Source organism: Chromatiales bacterium (assembly GCA_020445605.1).
Lineage (GTDB): Bacteria > Pseudomonadota > Gammaproteobacteria > JAGRGH01 > JAGRGH01 > JAGRGH01.
Genome location: JAGRGH010000031.1, coordinates 1 through 13,986, shown reverse-complemented (window position 1 = coordinate 13,986; position 13,986 = coordinate 1). Strand labels below are relative to the sequence as shown.

Here is a 13,986-nt window from a genome sequence, read left to right as displayed (position 1 = left end):
TCAGGCCTGATCGGCGCGGATCTGTTCGATCAGCGACTGTGTGTCCTGCGGTTGTCCGATCAGGAAGCCCTGGGCAAATTCCACATCCAGCGCGCGCAGGGTTTCACGCTGCGCCTCGTTCTCGATGCCCTCGGCAATCATCTGCAGGTTCAGCGCGTGCGCGATTTTGGCAATCCCCGAAATCATCGAACGTGAACGTTCATCGGTCGCGACGTTTTCGGTGAATGCGCGATCGAGTTTGAGCACGTCGAATTCCACATCGAGTAATCGCTGCAGGCCGGAGTGGCCCGTGCCGAAGTCGTCGAGCGCGACGGCAAAGCCCGCCGCGCGACAGCGCGCCACGCAGCCGCGCGCGAGCAGCGGGTCGACGGCGAGGCTTTCGGTGATCTCGAGCTTGATGCGCGTGGGTTCCACCTCGTGTGCCTTGGCGATCTCCGCCGCTCGTTCCAGAAAATCCGGTTCCGCAAGCTGCCGCGCCGAAACATTGATGCTCACGAACAGGTGTTGCCCGCAGGCTGCGTCGAGCGCGCGAAGTTCGCGACAGGAAGACTCGAACATGTACAGCCCGATCGGCACGATCAGGCTGGTTTCCTCGGCGAGTTCGATGAATTTGGCCGGCGGAATCGGGCCGCGTTGCGGATCGCTCCAGCGGGCCAGTGACTCGAGACCGGCGATGCGGCCGCTCGCCAGCGACTGGATCGGCTGAAACACGCACTCGATCGCCCCGCTCTCGAGGGCGCCGCGAAGATCGAGTTCCAGACGCATCTTGCTGACGCCGGCCTTGCTGGGCGGAACTTCGGCCTTCTGGTTCAGCGAGTCGCGCTGCCGAACCCGGTTCAGCACCGTGTCGAAGAGCATGCGCACGATCGGATCGGTCGCTTCAAGGCGTTCGGTGAAAAGCTCGCGCGAGATGATGCTGAGCTCAGAATCGACCAGGGCGCGCGCGCCGGCAATGCGCAGGGTCGAGTCCAGGATTGCGAGTTCACCGAACAGGCCGCCCGGGCCGATCTCGCCGAGCATTTCATGCGGAGCGTCGGCCGCGAAGATGCCGATGCGACCGTGTTCGACGAGATACGCGAAATCGGCCGGATCGCCGGCGGCGAACACCGGCTCGCCGGCGGCGAACATGCGCCGAGTCGTGCGGATCGGGGTCACGTTGGCGGGTCTGGGCCGCGGTCGATTTCCAGTGTGATGCCGGCCCGCGCGAGCCCTTCGCGCTCGGTCTCGAGATCGGCCCGCGTCAGCGGGTGCGCCGTGAGCCATTCCGCGTCCGGTGCGATCGCAAGTCCCTTGGGAATCACGCGCAGTCCGGCCGGCGGCAGCATCTGCGGGCTGCGCGAACGGTTCAGGGCGACCGCCAGTCGCAGCACAACGGCAAGCCGCAGCGCGATCGTACGCCAGCGTTTCGGGAGTGCCTTGAATTCCGCGCCCGGAAACTTGCGCCGGTGCGCCCGCACGATGGCCGCCAGCACACGCTGCTGCTGGTTGGAAAAGCCGGCCATGTCGGCGTTTTCGATGATGTAGGCACCGTGCCGATGATAGTGGTGATAGGCGACGGTCGTGCCGATTTCATGCAGGCGCGCGGCCCAGCGCAGCATGCGCTCGGCGCGCGGCTCGAGCAGGTCCCAGGCGCCCGCGACCTGGCGCAGCAGGGCGAGCGCGGTGGTGGTGACGCGCTCGGCCTGTGCGGCGTCCACGCCGAACCGACCCGCGATGGATTCGACGCTGCGTTCGCGCGCGTCTTCGTTGTGCAGGCGTCCAAGCAGGTCGTAGAGCACGCCTTCGCGCAGGGCGCCGTCGGCATAGCGCATGTGTTCGATGTCCAGCGCCTGGAACACCGCATGCAGGATCGCCACTCCGCCGGCGAATACCGGTGCGCGCTGTGCGCTCAGGCCCTCGATGCCGCGGGTGTCGCCGGCCGCGATGAGCGCGTCCACGAGCTTGTCGAGGCTGCGCGCCGTGATGCCTTCCTCGCACCAGCCGCGGGCCTGAACGACATTGCGCACCGCGCGGATCGTGCCCGAGGTGCCGACGGCCTCCGACCAGCCCATCTGGTGATAGCGCTGCATCAGCGGTTCGAGTTCCTGCAGCGCCGCAGTCTCGGCGCGGCGCATGCGCTTGGCATCGATCACGCCATCTTCGAAGAAACGCCGGCTCAGGCTCACGCAGCCCATGTACAGGCTGTCCATGGCGATCGGTTCGTAGCGCTGGCCGATGATCAGCTCGGTGGAGCCGCCGCCGATATCCACGACCAGCCGCTGATGGCCCAGTGCGGCAAGGCTGTGCGCGGCGCCGAGAAACACCAGGCGCGCCTCTTCGATGCCGGCAATGATCGAGATGTTGTGACCCAGCGCGGCCTCGGCGCGCGCAAGGAAGTCCTCGGCGTTGTCGGCCGCGCGCAGGGTGTTGGTGCCGACCGCGCGCATTCGATTCGGTGCGACATGCCGCAGCCGCTGGCCGAAGCGTTGCAGGCACTCGATCGCGCGGGACTGGGTCGCCTCGTCGATCACGCCCTCGGCGTCGAGCCCGGCCGCAAGCCGGACCATTTCCTTTTCGCGATCCACCACGCGCAGTTCGCCATGTTCCTCGCGCGCGACGATCAGGTGGAAGCTGTTTGAGCCGAGATCGAGCGCAGCCAGCAGATCGGGATCGATCAGGTCTGTCGCGGGCTCTGGGGTTTCGCTCATGCGGGCGCCGGTGTCGAGGTAATGCCGGTTGGCGAACGGGTTGGTGGTCAGGGTTTGCCGCGGTCCACGCGCACGCTGCGTGTGGACTCGCTGCGGCTGCCGTCCGCGCCGACGGCGGTGCACTTTACGCCGGTCGGGCCGGTGCGCACAAAGCGATGTTGCGTGGCGACCGCGTGGGCTTCCAGATCGATGTCGTCGAAGGTCCAGTCGATCCGGATGGCGGGGTCCGTCCGCGGCGCGAGACACAGCCAACGCGAGTCCCGGTCCGCGGCGATCGTCGAGCTTGCGGTCATCAACGCCGGGCGCGTGGCGGCTCGACCGGTGCCTTCGGTCAGCGTGGCAAGCGCGTCAATGCCCAGACCATCGAAGTACTCCAGCGTGCCATCGGGCCACTGGACGAGGACTTCCTCGATCGCCGTGTTCGGGCCCAGTCCGAAGTGCAGGCGGGCCGCGTTTGCGCCGGCGCCGTGACCACCGTCGGTGTACATGCGCACCTGTGTGCGACCGGCCGCGGTCATGAACACCCGCGCGCCGTATGGGTCGCGTGCGCTCCTGGTGCCGACGAGATCCAGTTCGATCCAGTGATTGGCGTTGCCCTGGTTGCGCAGCAGTTGGACCGGCCCGTGGTCCGCCTCTCGTTGCGGCCAGCCGCCATAGGTCAGCATCAGATCAACGAACCCGTCGCCGTCGAAATCCGCGCTGGTCACCGAATCCAGCAGCCCGGTCGGTGGCACGGGGCCGGGCGGTGTGATCGCGACGAAGCGTCCGTTGCGGTTTTCCAGCAGACGGTTCTCGCGCGATCCGCGCCCGTCACGGCAACCAAGAAACAGATCGAGGTCCATGTCATTGTCGAAATCCGCCGCGACGGCCACCGCGCAACTGGTCGGTGTGGTCGCCAGACCTAGATCGTCCGCCGGCGTCTGCCAGCCCTCGTGGCCCTGTACGTAAAAGGCGTCGATCCGTTCCCAGGTAGCCTCGCCCGGGTCGAGATCGTGTGTGACGTCGGTCAGTGCAGCGGGCGCTTTCATATCGATCGAGAGCGACTGGCGCTCGATTCGCCGGACTTGCAGCTGCCAGCGCCCGGTCGACGGATCCACGCTGATACGCAGGGCGTCGCCGTCTGCCGCCGTAACTGGGGCGCCGCGTATCCAGGCTGCCTGTGGGTCCAGGTCGAAGCTCGGGCCCTCCGGATGCCGCCCATCGCGTCCGAGGTACACGCGCGAATCCTCCGGATGCGTCCAGCCGTCCTCGCCCTCGGCGGGCGTGATGGAAAACGCTACCGGCTGGCCGGCGGTGTCGAAGGAGATGTTGGCTGCGGTGGTCGGCCGCATGACCGCTACCGTCAGCCAGCGGGCACCGGGTGACGCCACGAAACTTGAACTTGCGCTGGTTGGCGTGAAGTAATCGAACGCGAGATCGCCGTCGAGGTCGGCGATGACCAGATCGCCGGCGCCGTGGACGTGCTTGTGCTTCTCGATCAGCTCAAACCGGCACTGGCCGCGCGGTCCCACGCGGTACAGGCGACCGGGCGCCGCATCCCCGGCGAATGCCAGATAACGGGCATCGTCGGCAAATCCGCGAAATTCCAGCGCCGCACGCTGGCCGCGGCTCGACGTGATCTCGGGTAATGCGTTGGGGCAGGCCGAAAAACCATCGCCGTTGCGACGATAGACAATGTCGTCGGCGTCATCCGGCTGGTACTGCGTGAAGACGATATCGAGCCTTCCGTCCAGGTCGACATCGATCCAGGCAGGACGCCGGCCGCGCTGGCGTGGTGCTTCGATACCGAGTGTCGCGGCGCGGTTGTCGAAGCCGTTAGAGTGCTGCACGAGCAGCAGGTTCTTGACGGCGTGCTGGATGTGGTCGGCGGACTTGATAGCCCCGCGGTTTCCCCCGGCCGCGACGAGCAGGTCGGGTTTGCCGTCGGCATTGAAGTCACCCCAGGCGGCGCCATGCAGATCACGAAACAGTGCGTTCGGAAGTCGGTTCGAAGCGTCCTCGAAGCGACCGTCGCCGAGATTCCGGTACAGGGAGAGTGGTGTGCGCCTCGGCCTTTTGGGTTCCGAATGATGGCGGCTGATGATGACATCGAGCAGGCCGTCGCCGTCGTAATCGCGCCAGGCGGCCCCCCAGGTGGGCCCGGTGTAGTGGATTCCCGATGCCTGCGTGATGTCGGTAAACACGATGCCGGGGTCGGCCGCCCGGGCGACTCCGACGCCGCCCAGCCAGCACAGCGCTGCAATCGCACTTGCGCCGAAATTCGGGATGCCGATCATTTGCGCGCGCCCTCGGGTGTCGAACGCGATGGGCCGGCGTGCGAACCGCGCGCGCGGCGCGGGCGTCCCTGTCACGGATGCTCGCTCACGACGAACTCGCCGACCTCGAGCCGTTCCCCGGTATCGGCGTTGATCAGTGTCAGCGGATATCGCCCGGCCTGCTTGAGCTGATCGGCCGGAATCAGCGTCGTGACGACATGGCCGCGGAAGTTGCCCGTACTGACGTGGTTTCCGAATTGCACCTGGACTCGTTTGGGTGCGCAGGCCACATCGATCCACAGGCCCATGGAGCCATCGTGCTGCGGATTGGCAACCGTTCCGGCAACGCTGGTGCGAGGCCCCCAGTTCGTGACCTCGCAGAGTCCCGGCGCCGCGTTCGCGGCGGGCGATCCTGGTGCGGGCTTGACCATGAACATTCCGATTGTCTGCCAGGCGCCGTTCTTGTCGTCATGCAGCGTGAATGGATGTTTGCCGGGCTTCGACAGGATTTTTTTCTGCACCTCGCCCTTGAGCTGGGCAATGACCAGTCCGCTGCGGTGCACGGTTTCGAGCCGCTCGCCCGCCAGCGCGATCTGCGCCCAGCGCGGGATGTTCTCGCCATGAAACCAGAAGGCCGAATAGCCGCCGGCCTGCTCGTTGGCGGGCTTCCCGACGCTGGTCGACTTCGGTCCCCATTCCGTGATGGCCGCAATCTGTCCCTTGACCGCTTCGGTTTCCGGGTGCGCTGATGCCGGCGGGGCCGCGCCGCCCATCAGGTGCAGATGCAGTACGGCGGTCAGCACCTCGGTGTGACTGAGCTGCCAGCGGTGCACGACGAGCAGTTCGCCCCGATCAAAATCCCCACGGATCGAAGCGCGCAGGGCATTCGTGAAGGTCTGCGCATCCGGCTGTTCGGTGGCCGTAAGGCCGAGTCGTGTGCGCAGCTGTTCGACCAGAACGCTGACGGGTACACGCAGGGCCGCGTGCTCCTGGATGGCCCATTGCGCGACCGCTTCGGTGCCTTCGAGTGTGGCGAGCACCGCGTCGGCGGCCGGGCCGAGACCAGTGGGCGCTTGATACGACGGACCACGCGCGGGCTGCATCCACCACAGCGCGCCGACGCCGCCGGCGCCGGTGAGTGCGCCGAGCGAGAAATGCAGAAAGCTGCGACGCGAATCGGAGTGGGTCGTCATGCGAGGTCCCGCAGGTGTGCGGCCAGGCGATGCGCCAGCGCGACGATCGTCAGTGTCGGATTCGAGTAGCCGAAGCTCGGAAACACGGCAGAACTCGCCACGTAGAGATTCGCGCCGCCGAACAGCTTCAGATCGGTGTCGACCACGCCATGGCCGGCATCTTTGGCCATGCGCAAGGTGCCCATGTGGTGGTAGACCGGCGTGACCCGTTTGCGCCAGATCTCGTGGTAGCGGGGGTCGATGCGCGCACGACCGAGTCCGAGGCGCCCGAGTTCCTGAGCGAAGCGCTCAAAGGTTGCCGCCGCCGAGTCGTAGGCACGCGGGTCGATCTCCCAGGCGATGTGCGTTCGCGGCAGTCCCAGGGCATCGCGTTCGTCGGCGAGTTCGAGTCGGCTGTCCTCGTTGACCCGCGGTTCGAGAATCATGGTGACGCGGTACGACCAACTCTCGGACGACGACAGTCCGAACAGCTGATTCGATGCATAGCTGCGCGGCAGCTCGGGGCCGTCCGCGATCACGTCGAGCATGATGCAGCTGTTGTTCCAGCCGGTGCGTTCCAGCGCCTCGGGCGTTGGCGATATCACCGGCATGACGTCGCCCGAATCGTCATCGATTCGCTGGTAGATGCGCTCGGCCGGCAGATGCACGATGCCCGGACGGTAGCCGAAGTGATCGGCGAAGCCGCGGCCGAGGAATCCGCCATGCAGTCCGGCGGCGCCGAAACCCTGCTGCCGGAGCAGGAGCAGATGCCGCGTGCTTTCGATTCCACCCATGGCGATGACCACGCGCCGCGGGCGAACGGTCAGCGTGTAGTCATGCAGGCCACCCAGCGTGACGGTTTCGATCGCGTCTCCCGAGACACCCCATGCGATCGCCGCCGCGTTGAGCCGGCAGTCGATGTTGGCCGTCGCTTCGATGTCCGCGCGATAGCGGGTCGCGAAGCGCGTCGGTGGGCTGAAGCGGAACAGGCGGTTGCGAAACCACGGACTGGCGTCGAGGTCGATGAGCCGACGCTTGAGCGCGGCGCTGAGGTTTCCCGGATCGTAGTCGTGCGACGGAATCTCCAGCCAGCCGTGGGCCGCGACGTAATGCGGATTGAGCGTGTCGCGTTCGATTGGCCAGCCCGGTACGCCGGCGGCCGCGCGCGGGAGAAAATCCACCTCGTCGAACGGCCGGCACCAGCCACCCCAGTGCCCGGAGCTGCCACCAAAACCGCGCAGGCGCGCGGTCGAGATGGCATACGGCGAGCTGCCGGTCGACGGGCCGTCGTACAGATCGAGTTCGGCTGGCGTGGACGGCTCGAATCCGCCGGCCTCCGCCAGCACGATGTCCAGGCCGGGCGCCTTGCGGGCGAGTTCCAGCGCAGTGGTGATGCCGGCCGGACCGGCGCCAAGGATCAGCAGGTCGCAGTCGCGCGTGATGCTGCGTCCGGCAGCCGCTAGATCGGTGATCATTGGGAAGGTCGTGAATGGAGTCGAAAAGCGCTGCGAGCGCCGGTTCGGATTGACCGGCCGCTGTGGGCCGACCGGCGAGGCGCAGTCTAGCAGAACGGTCGGTTCGGGCCGTCGGCCGGTACCATAGGCGACATGCTGTCGAACGCCCGCGCAATCCGTCTGTTGCTGGTCCTCGGCATCGTGATCGGTGGGCTCGTGGCGCTGTCGCTGCTGCTCGACACCGCGCGTCAGGGGCTCGTCGTGTTGCGCGAGCTTCAGACCGCTCCGGCCTGGGTGCGCTGGCTCGTCCATGCGCTCGGTGGTGTGCTGGCTGGCCTGACGCTGTGGCTGGTCTGGAAACTCCTGCGGCCCGTTCGACGTGCGCCGGTCCGCCGGCCGGTGCATGACGAGGCCTCGCTTGCACAGGCGATCGATGCGGCGGCCGGGCACGGCGTCGATGTCGCCGCCGCGCGCGCGGAACTCAATGAGCTGGAACGCCGCCGCGCGGCCGGAAAGCTCTATATCGCGATGTTCGGTGAGATCTCCACCGGCAAGAGCGCATTGATCGGCGCGCTGATTCCCGATGCCGATGCGCCGACCGGCGTTGCCGGTGGCACGACCCGCGAGCGGCGTGAGTACCACTGGCAGCGCAGTGGTGGCGACGAGGTGATCGTCGTCGACGTGCCGGGTTCGGCGGAAGTCGGCGTCGCGTTCGATCGCCTGGCCGCCGAGGAGGCGCAGCGCGCGCATGTGGTCGTCTATGTCGCCGACGGTGATCTGACGCGCACGCAGTGGCAGGCACTGGAAGCGCTGCTGGCGCTCGACAAGCCCGTGGTTCTGGCGCTGAACAAGACCGATCGCCTGGACGATGCGGCGCAGGCGGCGATCGTGTCGCGACTGGGCGAGCGGCTGGCGGGCTATGGAAATCGCGTGCGGATTGCGCCGATCAGTGCCCGGCCCGTGCGTCGTGTGACCGAGGTCGATGCCGATGGTGTCGAGCGTCAATCCGACCAGCCGCTGCCGGCCCGGCTCGATGCGCTGCGCGGCGTGTTGCAGGCGACGATCGACGCCGAGCCGGCCCTGCTCGAACGCCAGCGCGACACGGCGGTGTTTGCGCTGGCCGGCGCCAGGCTCGAAACGGCGGCCGCGGCGCATCGCGCCGGTCGCGCCGGCGAGATCGTGCGAACCTATACGCGGCGCGCGGTGGTCGGCGGGCTCGCCGCGGTTGGGCCGGGCACGGACATCGCGATCCAGGGCGTGCTGGCCGTGCAGCTGACCCGCGCGCTGGCGGAACTCTACGAGGTGCCGGTGCGCGACCTCGAGATCGAGCGTCTGATTGACGGCGTGCAGCGGCGCGCGCGGGCGCTGGTGCCGCTGGGGCTCGCGATCACGGGCAACGCCTTCAAGGCATTTCCGGGCATCGGCACCCTGGCGGGCGGGCTCTTGCATGCGGTCGCCTACGGGCTCATCTTCGATGCCTTTGGTCGTGCCGTTTCGAACGTGCTCGCCACGCGTGGCGAGTTGCGCGCGGCGCCGGTCGCAGACGAATTCGCAGGGCAATTCCGTGAAGATATTCAATCGCGTGCTCGAACGCTGGCGCAGTGGGCGCTCGAGTCACGCGGACCAGACGAACGCCGCTGAACCGACGCCGGGTCCGGGCGCGGGGGATGCGCATCTCGCCGGTGCGCGCGATGTGCTGACCGATCTGCTCGACGACCCGAATGTGCCGGAAGGCCTGCGGCGTGAGCTCGAACCGGAGTTCGGCGAAGTACGCCGGCTGCTGGAGAAAATCGAACACGCGCAGGTGCATATCGCGGTGTTCGGCCGGGTCAGCGTCGGCAAGTCCGCACTGCTCAACGCGCTGCTGGGTCAGGCGCGGTTTTCGGTCAGCGCCCTGCACGGCGAGACGCGATCGGCCGGCTATGCGAGCTGGACCGAGGTTCGTGACGGGGCGGTGGTGCTGATCGACACGCCCGGAATCAATGAAGTGGGTGGCGAGGCGCGTGAGGCGCTCGCGCGCGAGGTCGCCGGACGCAGCGATCTGGTGATGTTCGTCATCGACGGCGATCTGACCGATACCGAGTTCCGCGCACTGAAGTCGATCGTCGAGCAGGCGCGGCCGGTGTTGGTTGTGCTGAACAAGATCGATCACTATCCGGGCGAGGAACGGCTGGCATTGCGCGCCGCGGTGGTCGATCGGCTGCGTCCGCTGGTGCGACCCGAGGACGTCATCGAAGCCGCTGCGCATCCCGCGCCGCGAGTCTATGTCGAGCGTGATGCGCAGGGCATTGCGCGTGAATCGACGCGCAGGCCCGCGGCGTCCATGGATGCCCTGCGTGAACGGCTGTGGGAAATTCTCGAGCGCGACGGCAAGAGTCTTGCGGCGCTCAACGCGAGCCTGTTCGCGGGCGAACTGTCTGATCGCGTTGCGCGGCGCATCGTTGAGGTCCGTCGCGAGGCGGGGGACCGGATCATCAATGGCTGGGCGCTCGGCAAGGGCGTGGCGGTGGCGCTGAACCCGGTGCCGGTCGCCGATCTCGTTGCGGCCGCCGTGGCCGACGGTTCGCTGGTTGTGCATTTGTCGCGCCTGTACGGACTGCCCATGACGCGGGGCGAAGCGGGAACGCTGGTGCGCACGATCGCCGCGCAGATGGCCGTGCTGATGGGGGCAAGCTGGGTCGTGCACCTGGTCGCGTCGCTGCTCAAGGCCGGCACGGGCGGATTGTCGACCGTATTGACCGCGGGGGCCCAGGGTGCGGTTGCGTACTACACGACAACCGTGGTCGGCCGTGCGGCGCAGCGCTATCTCGCCGACGGCCGCTCGTGGGGCGAGGGCGGTGCGAAGCAGGTCGTGCGCCGGATTCTTGACGAAACCGATCGCGATGCCCTGATCGCCGATGCGCGAAAACGTATCCTTGGGAAGCTCTGATCAATCCATCGAAGGATTGCCAGAGCTTTGAGCCCGAAAAAGTGCGATTTTTCGTTTTCTTTCATTTTCTACGGCTTGCAGCCGTCGTTGTGGCGGCACGTCCCTGTGCCGCGGGAAACTCTGCAATTTGCAGAGATTCCCTTGCGCGGCTGCGTGCGGCCTGACCGGAGTTCGTCATCCATGAACAGTCCTGCGACTGCCGATCTTTGCGATGCGTTTGCCGATGAGGCGCGTGTCATGCGTGTCGAACTGCGCGACTACGGCGGGCTCAATGCGTTCCATGGTCCGGTGCGTACGGTGCATTGTCTGAATGACAACTCGCGTGTCGCCGAATGTCTGCGCGGGCCGGGACAGGGCGCCGTGCTGGTCGTTGATGGCGGCGGTTCCCGCGAGTGTGCACTGGTCGGTGATCAACTCGGTGCGGCCGCGGTTGCCAACGGCTGGGCCGGCGTCGTTGTGAACGGTTGCGTGCGCGACCGCGCGGTGCTCGGTGAACTCCGGCTCGGCGTGCGGGCGCTGGGCACGAATCCGCGACGCAGCGAAAAACGCGGGGCGGGTGAGGTCGATGTGTCGGTTCAAATCGGCGAGGTTGAGGTCAGGCGCGGTGACTGGATCTACGTTGACCCCGATGGGGTGGTGGTGCTGGACCGCGCGGTGATGCTGCCGTCATGAAAACATGGAGCGAAATGGTTCGTGATGCCCAGTCGCGGATCGACGAAGTGTTTCCATGGGACCTCGACGACCGCCTCCAGGCCGGCGAGGACATGCTCATCGTCGACATCCGCGAACCGTACGAGTATGCACGTGCACACATCGAGGGTTCGCTCAACGTGCCGCGCGGGATTCTCGAGTCGGCCTGCGAGTGGGACTACGAAGACACGGTCCCCGAGCTCGTGCAGGCGCGTGATCGCCCGGTCGTGCTCGCCTGCCGGTCGGGTCAGCGCAGTGCAGTCGCCGCGCTGGTGCTGCGCGAACTGGGCTTTGAGCGCGTCACTTCGCTGAAGACCGGGCTGCGCGGCTGGAGCGACTATGAGCTGCCGCTGGTCAATGGTGCCGGTGCAGGTCTCGACCAGGATTCCGCGGACGAAAACTTTACCTCGGTGGTCCGCGCCGATCAGATGCGGCCGCGCTGATCCGCACCGGCCAGCCGAAAACTACGGAGTGCAACAACGTGATTGATGGCGTCCTCGTAAAGCCACTGAAACTGCTGCCCAATGAACGCGGGCGGTTGATGGAGATTCAGCGCCGCGACGATCCCGAGTACATCGGCTTCGGTCAGTGCTATCTGACCGAAACCCGAAGTGGAGTCGTCAAGGCCTGGTATCGGCATCATGTCCAGACTGACCAGATCGTCACCCTCACGGGCCTGCTCAAGCTGGTGCTTTACGATGGCCGCGGTGGCAGTCCGACGTTCGGACAGTTCGATGAGATCATCATGGGAGAACTGGCGCCGAAGCTCGCGCAGTTCCCGGCTGGAATCTGGCACGGCTTCAAGGCCATCGGGCCGACCAGTGCATTCGTGCTGCACATGAATTCCGAACCCTACGACATGCAGCACAAGGACGAGGATCGATTGCCGTTCGATTCTCCGGATATCCCGTATGAGTGGTGACCGGTTCTGGTTCGATCTCACGCTCTGGACCAACGACCCGGATGTCGCACGGCGCGCGGACCGGGCGGGGGTGGATCGGATCGGGCTGGATCTTGAGTCCATCGGCAAACACGATCGCCAGCGCAACCTCGGAACCTGGATCAGTCCTCATCGTGAGGACCAACTTCCGGCGATTCGTGCGGTGCTGTCGCGAGCCAGCCTGTTTGTGCGTTGCAACCCTGCCGGGCCGCAATCATCCGACGAGATTCGGCGACTCATCGACGCCGGCGTCGAGATCATCATGTTGCCGAACTTCCGCAGTGCGCGGGAGGTTTTGGAGGTCCTGCGCATCGTCGACGGCCAGGCCCAGCTCGTACCGTTGATTGAACGATTCGAGGCCACGCAATGCATTGACGAACTGCTGGCGATTCCAGCAGTCGAGGAATTTCATCTTGGGCTGAACGATCTGTCGTTCGATCTCAAGCTGGACAATCGTCTCGCCCTGCTGGCCGCACCGTGGATCGTGACGCTGGCCCACCGTATTCGTTCCGCCGGGCGGCGCCTTGGTGTCGCCGGCATCGGTCGCGCTGGCGATGACAGCCTGCCCGTGCCGTCGGACCTCATCTACGCGAGTCTCGCGCGGCTGCATGCGACGGGCAGCCTGGTTTCGCGCTCGTTCCGCGTGGATGAACTACAGACGGACGATCTGGCCAGAGAGATCGGGAGCACGCGCGCAAGGCTCGCGTACTGGGCCGCGGCCGATGCGGACTCGATCGAGCAGGCCAGGCTGGCGCTGTTGCAGGCTGTGAAGGAACCGATTCAATGATGGTTCATCTGTATGCGTTGAGCTGGAATGACGGCAGGATGGTCGACTACTTTTTGCGTCATTACGAGCCGTTCGTCGACCGGTTCTTTATCTATGATGACGGTTCGACCGACGGCACGCGGGACACGTTTGCTGCCCGCGACGATGTTGAACTGCGGCCGCAACTGCGCAGGTATCCCGAATCATGGGTCAAGTCGGCGCTGCACTTCTACAACGAGTGCTGGATGGAGAGCCGCGGCGTTGCGGACTGGGTGTTCATCGTGAACCTCGATGAGCATCTGTATCACCCGCGGATGCGTGACTACCTTTCAGAGTGCCGGGCCGCGGGCGTAACCGCGATCCCGAGCCTTGGCTTCCAGATGGTCAGCGCCGGTTTTCCCGATACGGATGTGCCGCTCTATCGTGAACTGACGATGGGTGCGCCGTGGAGTCAGATGAGCAAGATGCAGATCTTCAATCCGAACGCCGTGATCGCAACCAATTTTGGACCAGGCCGGCACCGCGCGCGTTTCGAGGGGGACATCTGCATCCCGCAACGGAATGAGGTGCTGAACCTGCATTACAAGTATCTGGGGCTGGATCGTCTCCATGATCGCCACGGCGCATTGAGGGCGCGGCTGGGGCCGCTCGACATCCAGAATCGCTGGGGGCACCGTTATCACTTCAGTCGGCAGGAACTCGGAGAAGACTACGATTCCTTCGCGGCCGCGAGTCTCGATGTTTTTGCCGAGGGGTATTCGCCCGATCGTGACTATGTCGGGGATCGATGGTTCAAAGGTTATCCCGCAGCGGTCGTGGGTCAACCCGGATAGCCTTGGTCGATTGGTCGCCCCGGTTGCCAGAGGTTCAGAAGCGAAGCCTCGGGGTTGCTTCTTCGGCGATGGCTGCGGACTGCCTACGACCAGGCCTCAGGGAAGCGGGGCGCCGGGCACGGTCGCGACGATCCTGACGTCATCGACGGCGGCTTCGACGAGACTGCCGGGGGCAGAGTCGTTGGCTTCGACGAGCAGATGGATGCGCTGGCCGGCGAACGCGCTGATGTCTGACTGGTGGCCGGCCCAGGCGGCCTGGA

11 protein-coding genes are annotated in these 13,986 nt (G+C 66.0%); 6 read left to right on the top strand and 5 right to left on the bottom strand.

Annotated elements, in window-relative coordinates; all coding sequences use genetic code 11:
- From KDG50_05040 to KDG50_05020, 5 genes are all read right to left on the bottom strand, one after another.
- A complete protein-coding gene (locus KDG50_05040) occupies window positions 1-1,155 on the bottom strand; it encodes an EAL domain-containing protein (protein ID MCB1864772.1) in 1,155 nt (384 codons plus the stop codon).
- Window positions 1,152-2,687 carry an exopolyphosphatase gene (gene ppx / locus KDG50_05035; GenBank protein MCB1864771.1) on the bottom strand — a complete coding sequence of 512 codons (1,536 nt, stop codon included), beginning with the start codon at window positions 2,685-2,687 and terminating at the stop codon, window positions 1,152-1,154. Before ppx ends, KDG50_05040 begins: the two co-directional genes overlap by 4 nt.
- 47 nt (window positions 2,688-2,734) lie before the next feature.
- On the bottom strand, window positions 2,735-4,963 hold the full coding sequence (locus KDG50_05030) for a CRTAC1 family protein (protein MCB1864770.1): 2,229 nt from the start codon (window positions 4,961-4,963) through the stop codon (window positions 2,735-2,737).
- Window positions 4,964-5,034: 71 nt separating this feature from the next.
- Window positions 5,035-6,135: a hypothetical protein gene (locus tag KDG50_05025; protein MCB1864769.1), complete on the bottom strand. Its 1,101-nt coding sequence runs from the start codon at window positions 6,133-6,135 to the stop codon at window positions 5,035-5,037.
- Window positions 6,132-7,589 (bottom strand): GMC family oxidoreductase, encoded by a 1,458-nt coding sequence (locus tag KDG50_05020; protein MCB1864768.1) that lies wholly within the window; start codon window positions 7,587-7,589, stop codon window positions 6,132-6,134. Before KDG50_05020 ends, KDG50_05025 begins: the two co-directional genes overlap by 4 nt.
- A 1,453-nt stretch (window positions 7,590-9,042) precedes the next feature.
- On the opposite strand from KDG50_05020, the gene KDG50_05015 reads away from it, so the two are divergent.
- The 6 genes from KDG50_05015 (at window position 9,043) to KDG50_04990 (ending at window position 13,726) form a co-directional block, all read left to right on the top strand.
- On the top strand, window positions 9,043-10,497 hold the full coding sequence (locus KDG50_05015) for a DUF697 domain-containing protein (protein MCB1864767.1): 1,455 nt from the start codon (window positions 9,043-9,045) through the stop codon (window positions 10,495-10,497).
- Window positions 10,498-10,677: 180 nt separating this feature from the next.
- A complete protein-coding gene (rraA, locus tag KDG50_05010; GenBank protein MCB1864766.1) occupies window positions 10,678-11,169 on the top strand; it encodes a ribonuclease E activity regulator RraA in 492 nt (163 codons plus the stop codon).
- Window positions 11,166-11,630: a rhodanese-like domain-containing protein gene (locus KDG50_05005; GenBank protein ID MCB1864765.1), complete on the top strand. Its 465-nt coding sequence runs from the start codon at window positions 11,166-11,168 to the stop codon at window positions 11,628-11,630. The genes rraA and KDG50_05005 overlap by 4 nt, the downstream gene beginning before the upstream one ends.
- Before the next feature lie 38 nt (window positions 11,631-11,668).
- Window positions 11,669-12,109, top strand: a complete 441-nt coding sequence (locus KDG50_05000) for a dTDP-4-dehydrorhamnose 3,5-epimerase family protein (GenBank protein ID MCB1864764.1) — start codon at window positions 11,669-11,671, stop codon at window positions 12,107-12,109.
- Complete coding sequence (locus KDG50_04995; protein MCB1864763.1) at window positions 12,099-12,914, top strand: hypothetical protein; 816 nt, start codon at window positions 12,099-12,101, stop codon at window positions 12,912-12,914. Before KDG50_05000 ends, KDG50_04995 begins: the two co-directional genes overlap by 11 nt.
- The gene (locus tag KDG50_04990; GenBank protein MCB1864762.1) at window positions 12,911-13,726 is read left to right on the top strand and encodes a glycosyltransferase family 2 protein; all 816 of its coding nucleotides are present in this window, start codon (window positions 12,911-12,913) and stop codon (window positions 13,724-13,726) included. The genes KDG50_04995 and KDG50_04990 overlap by 4 nt, the downstream gene beginning before the upstream one ends.
- The last annotated feature ends 260 nt before the right edge of the window (window positions 13,727-13,986 follow it).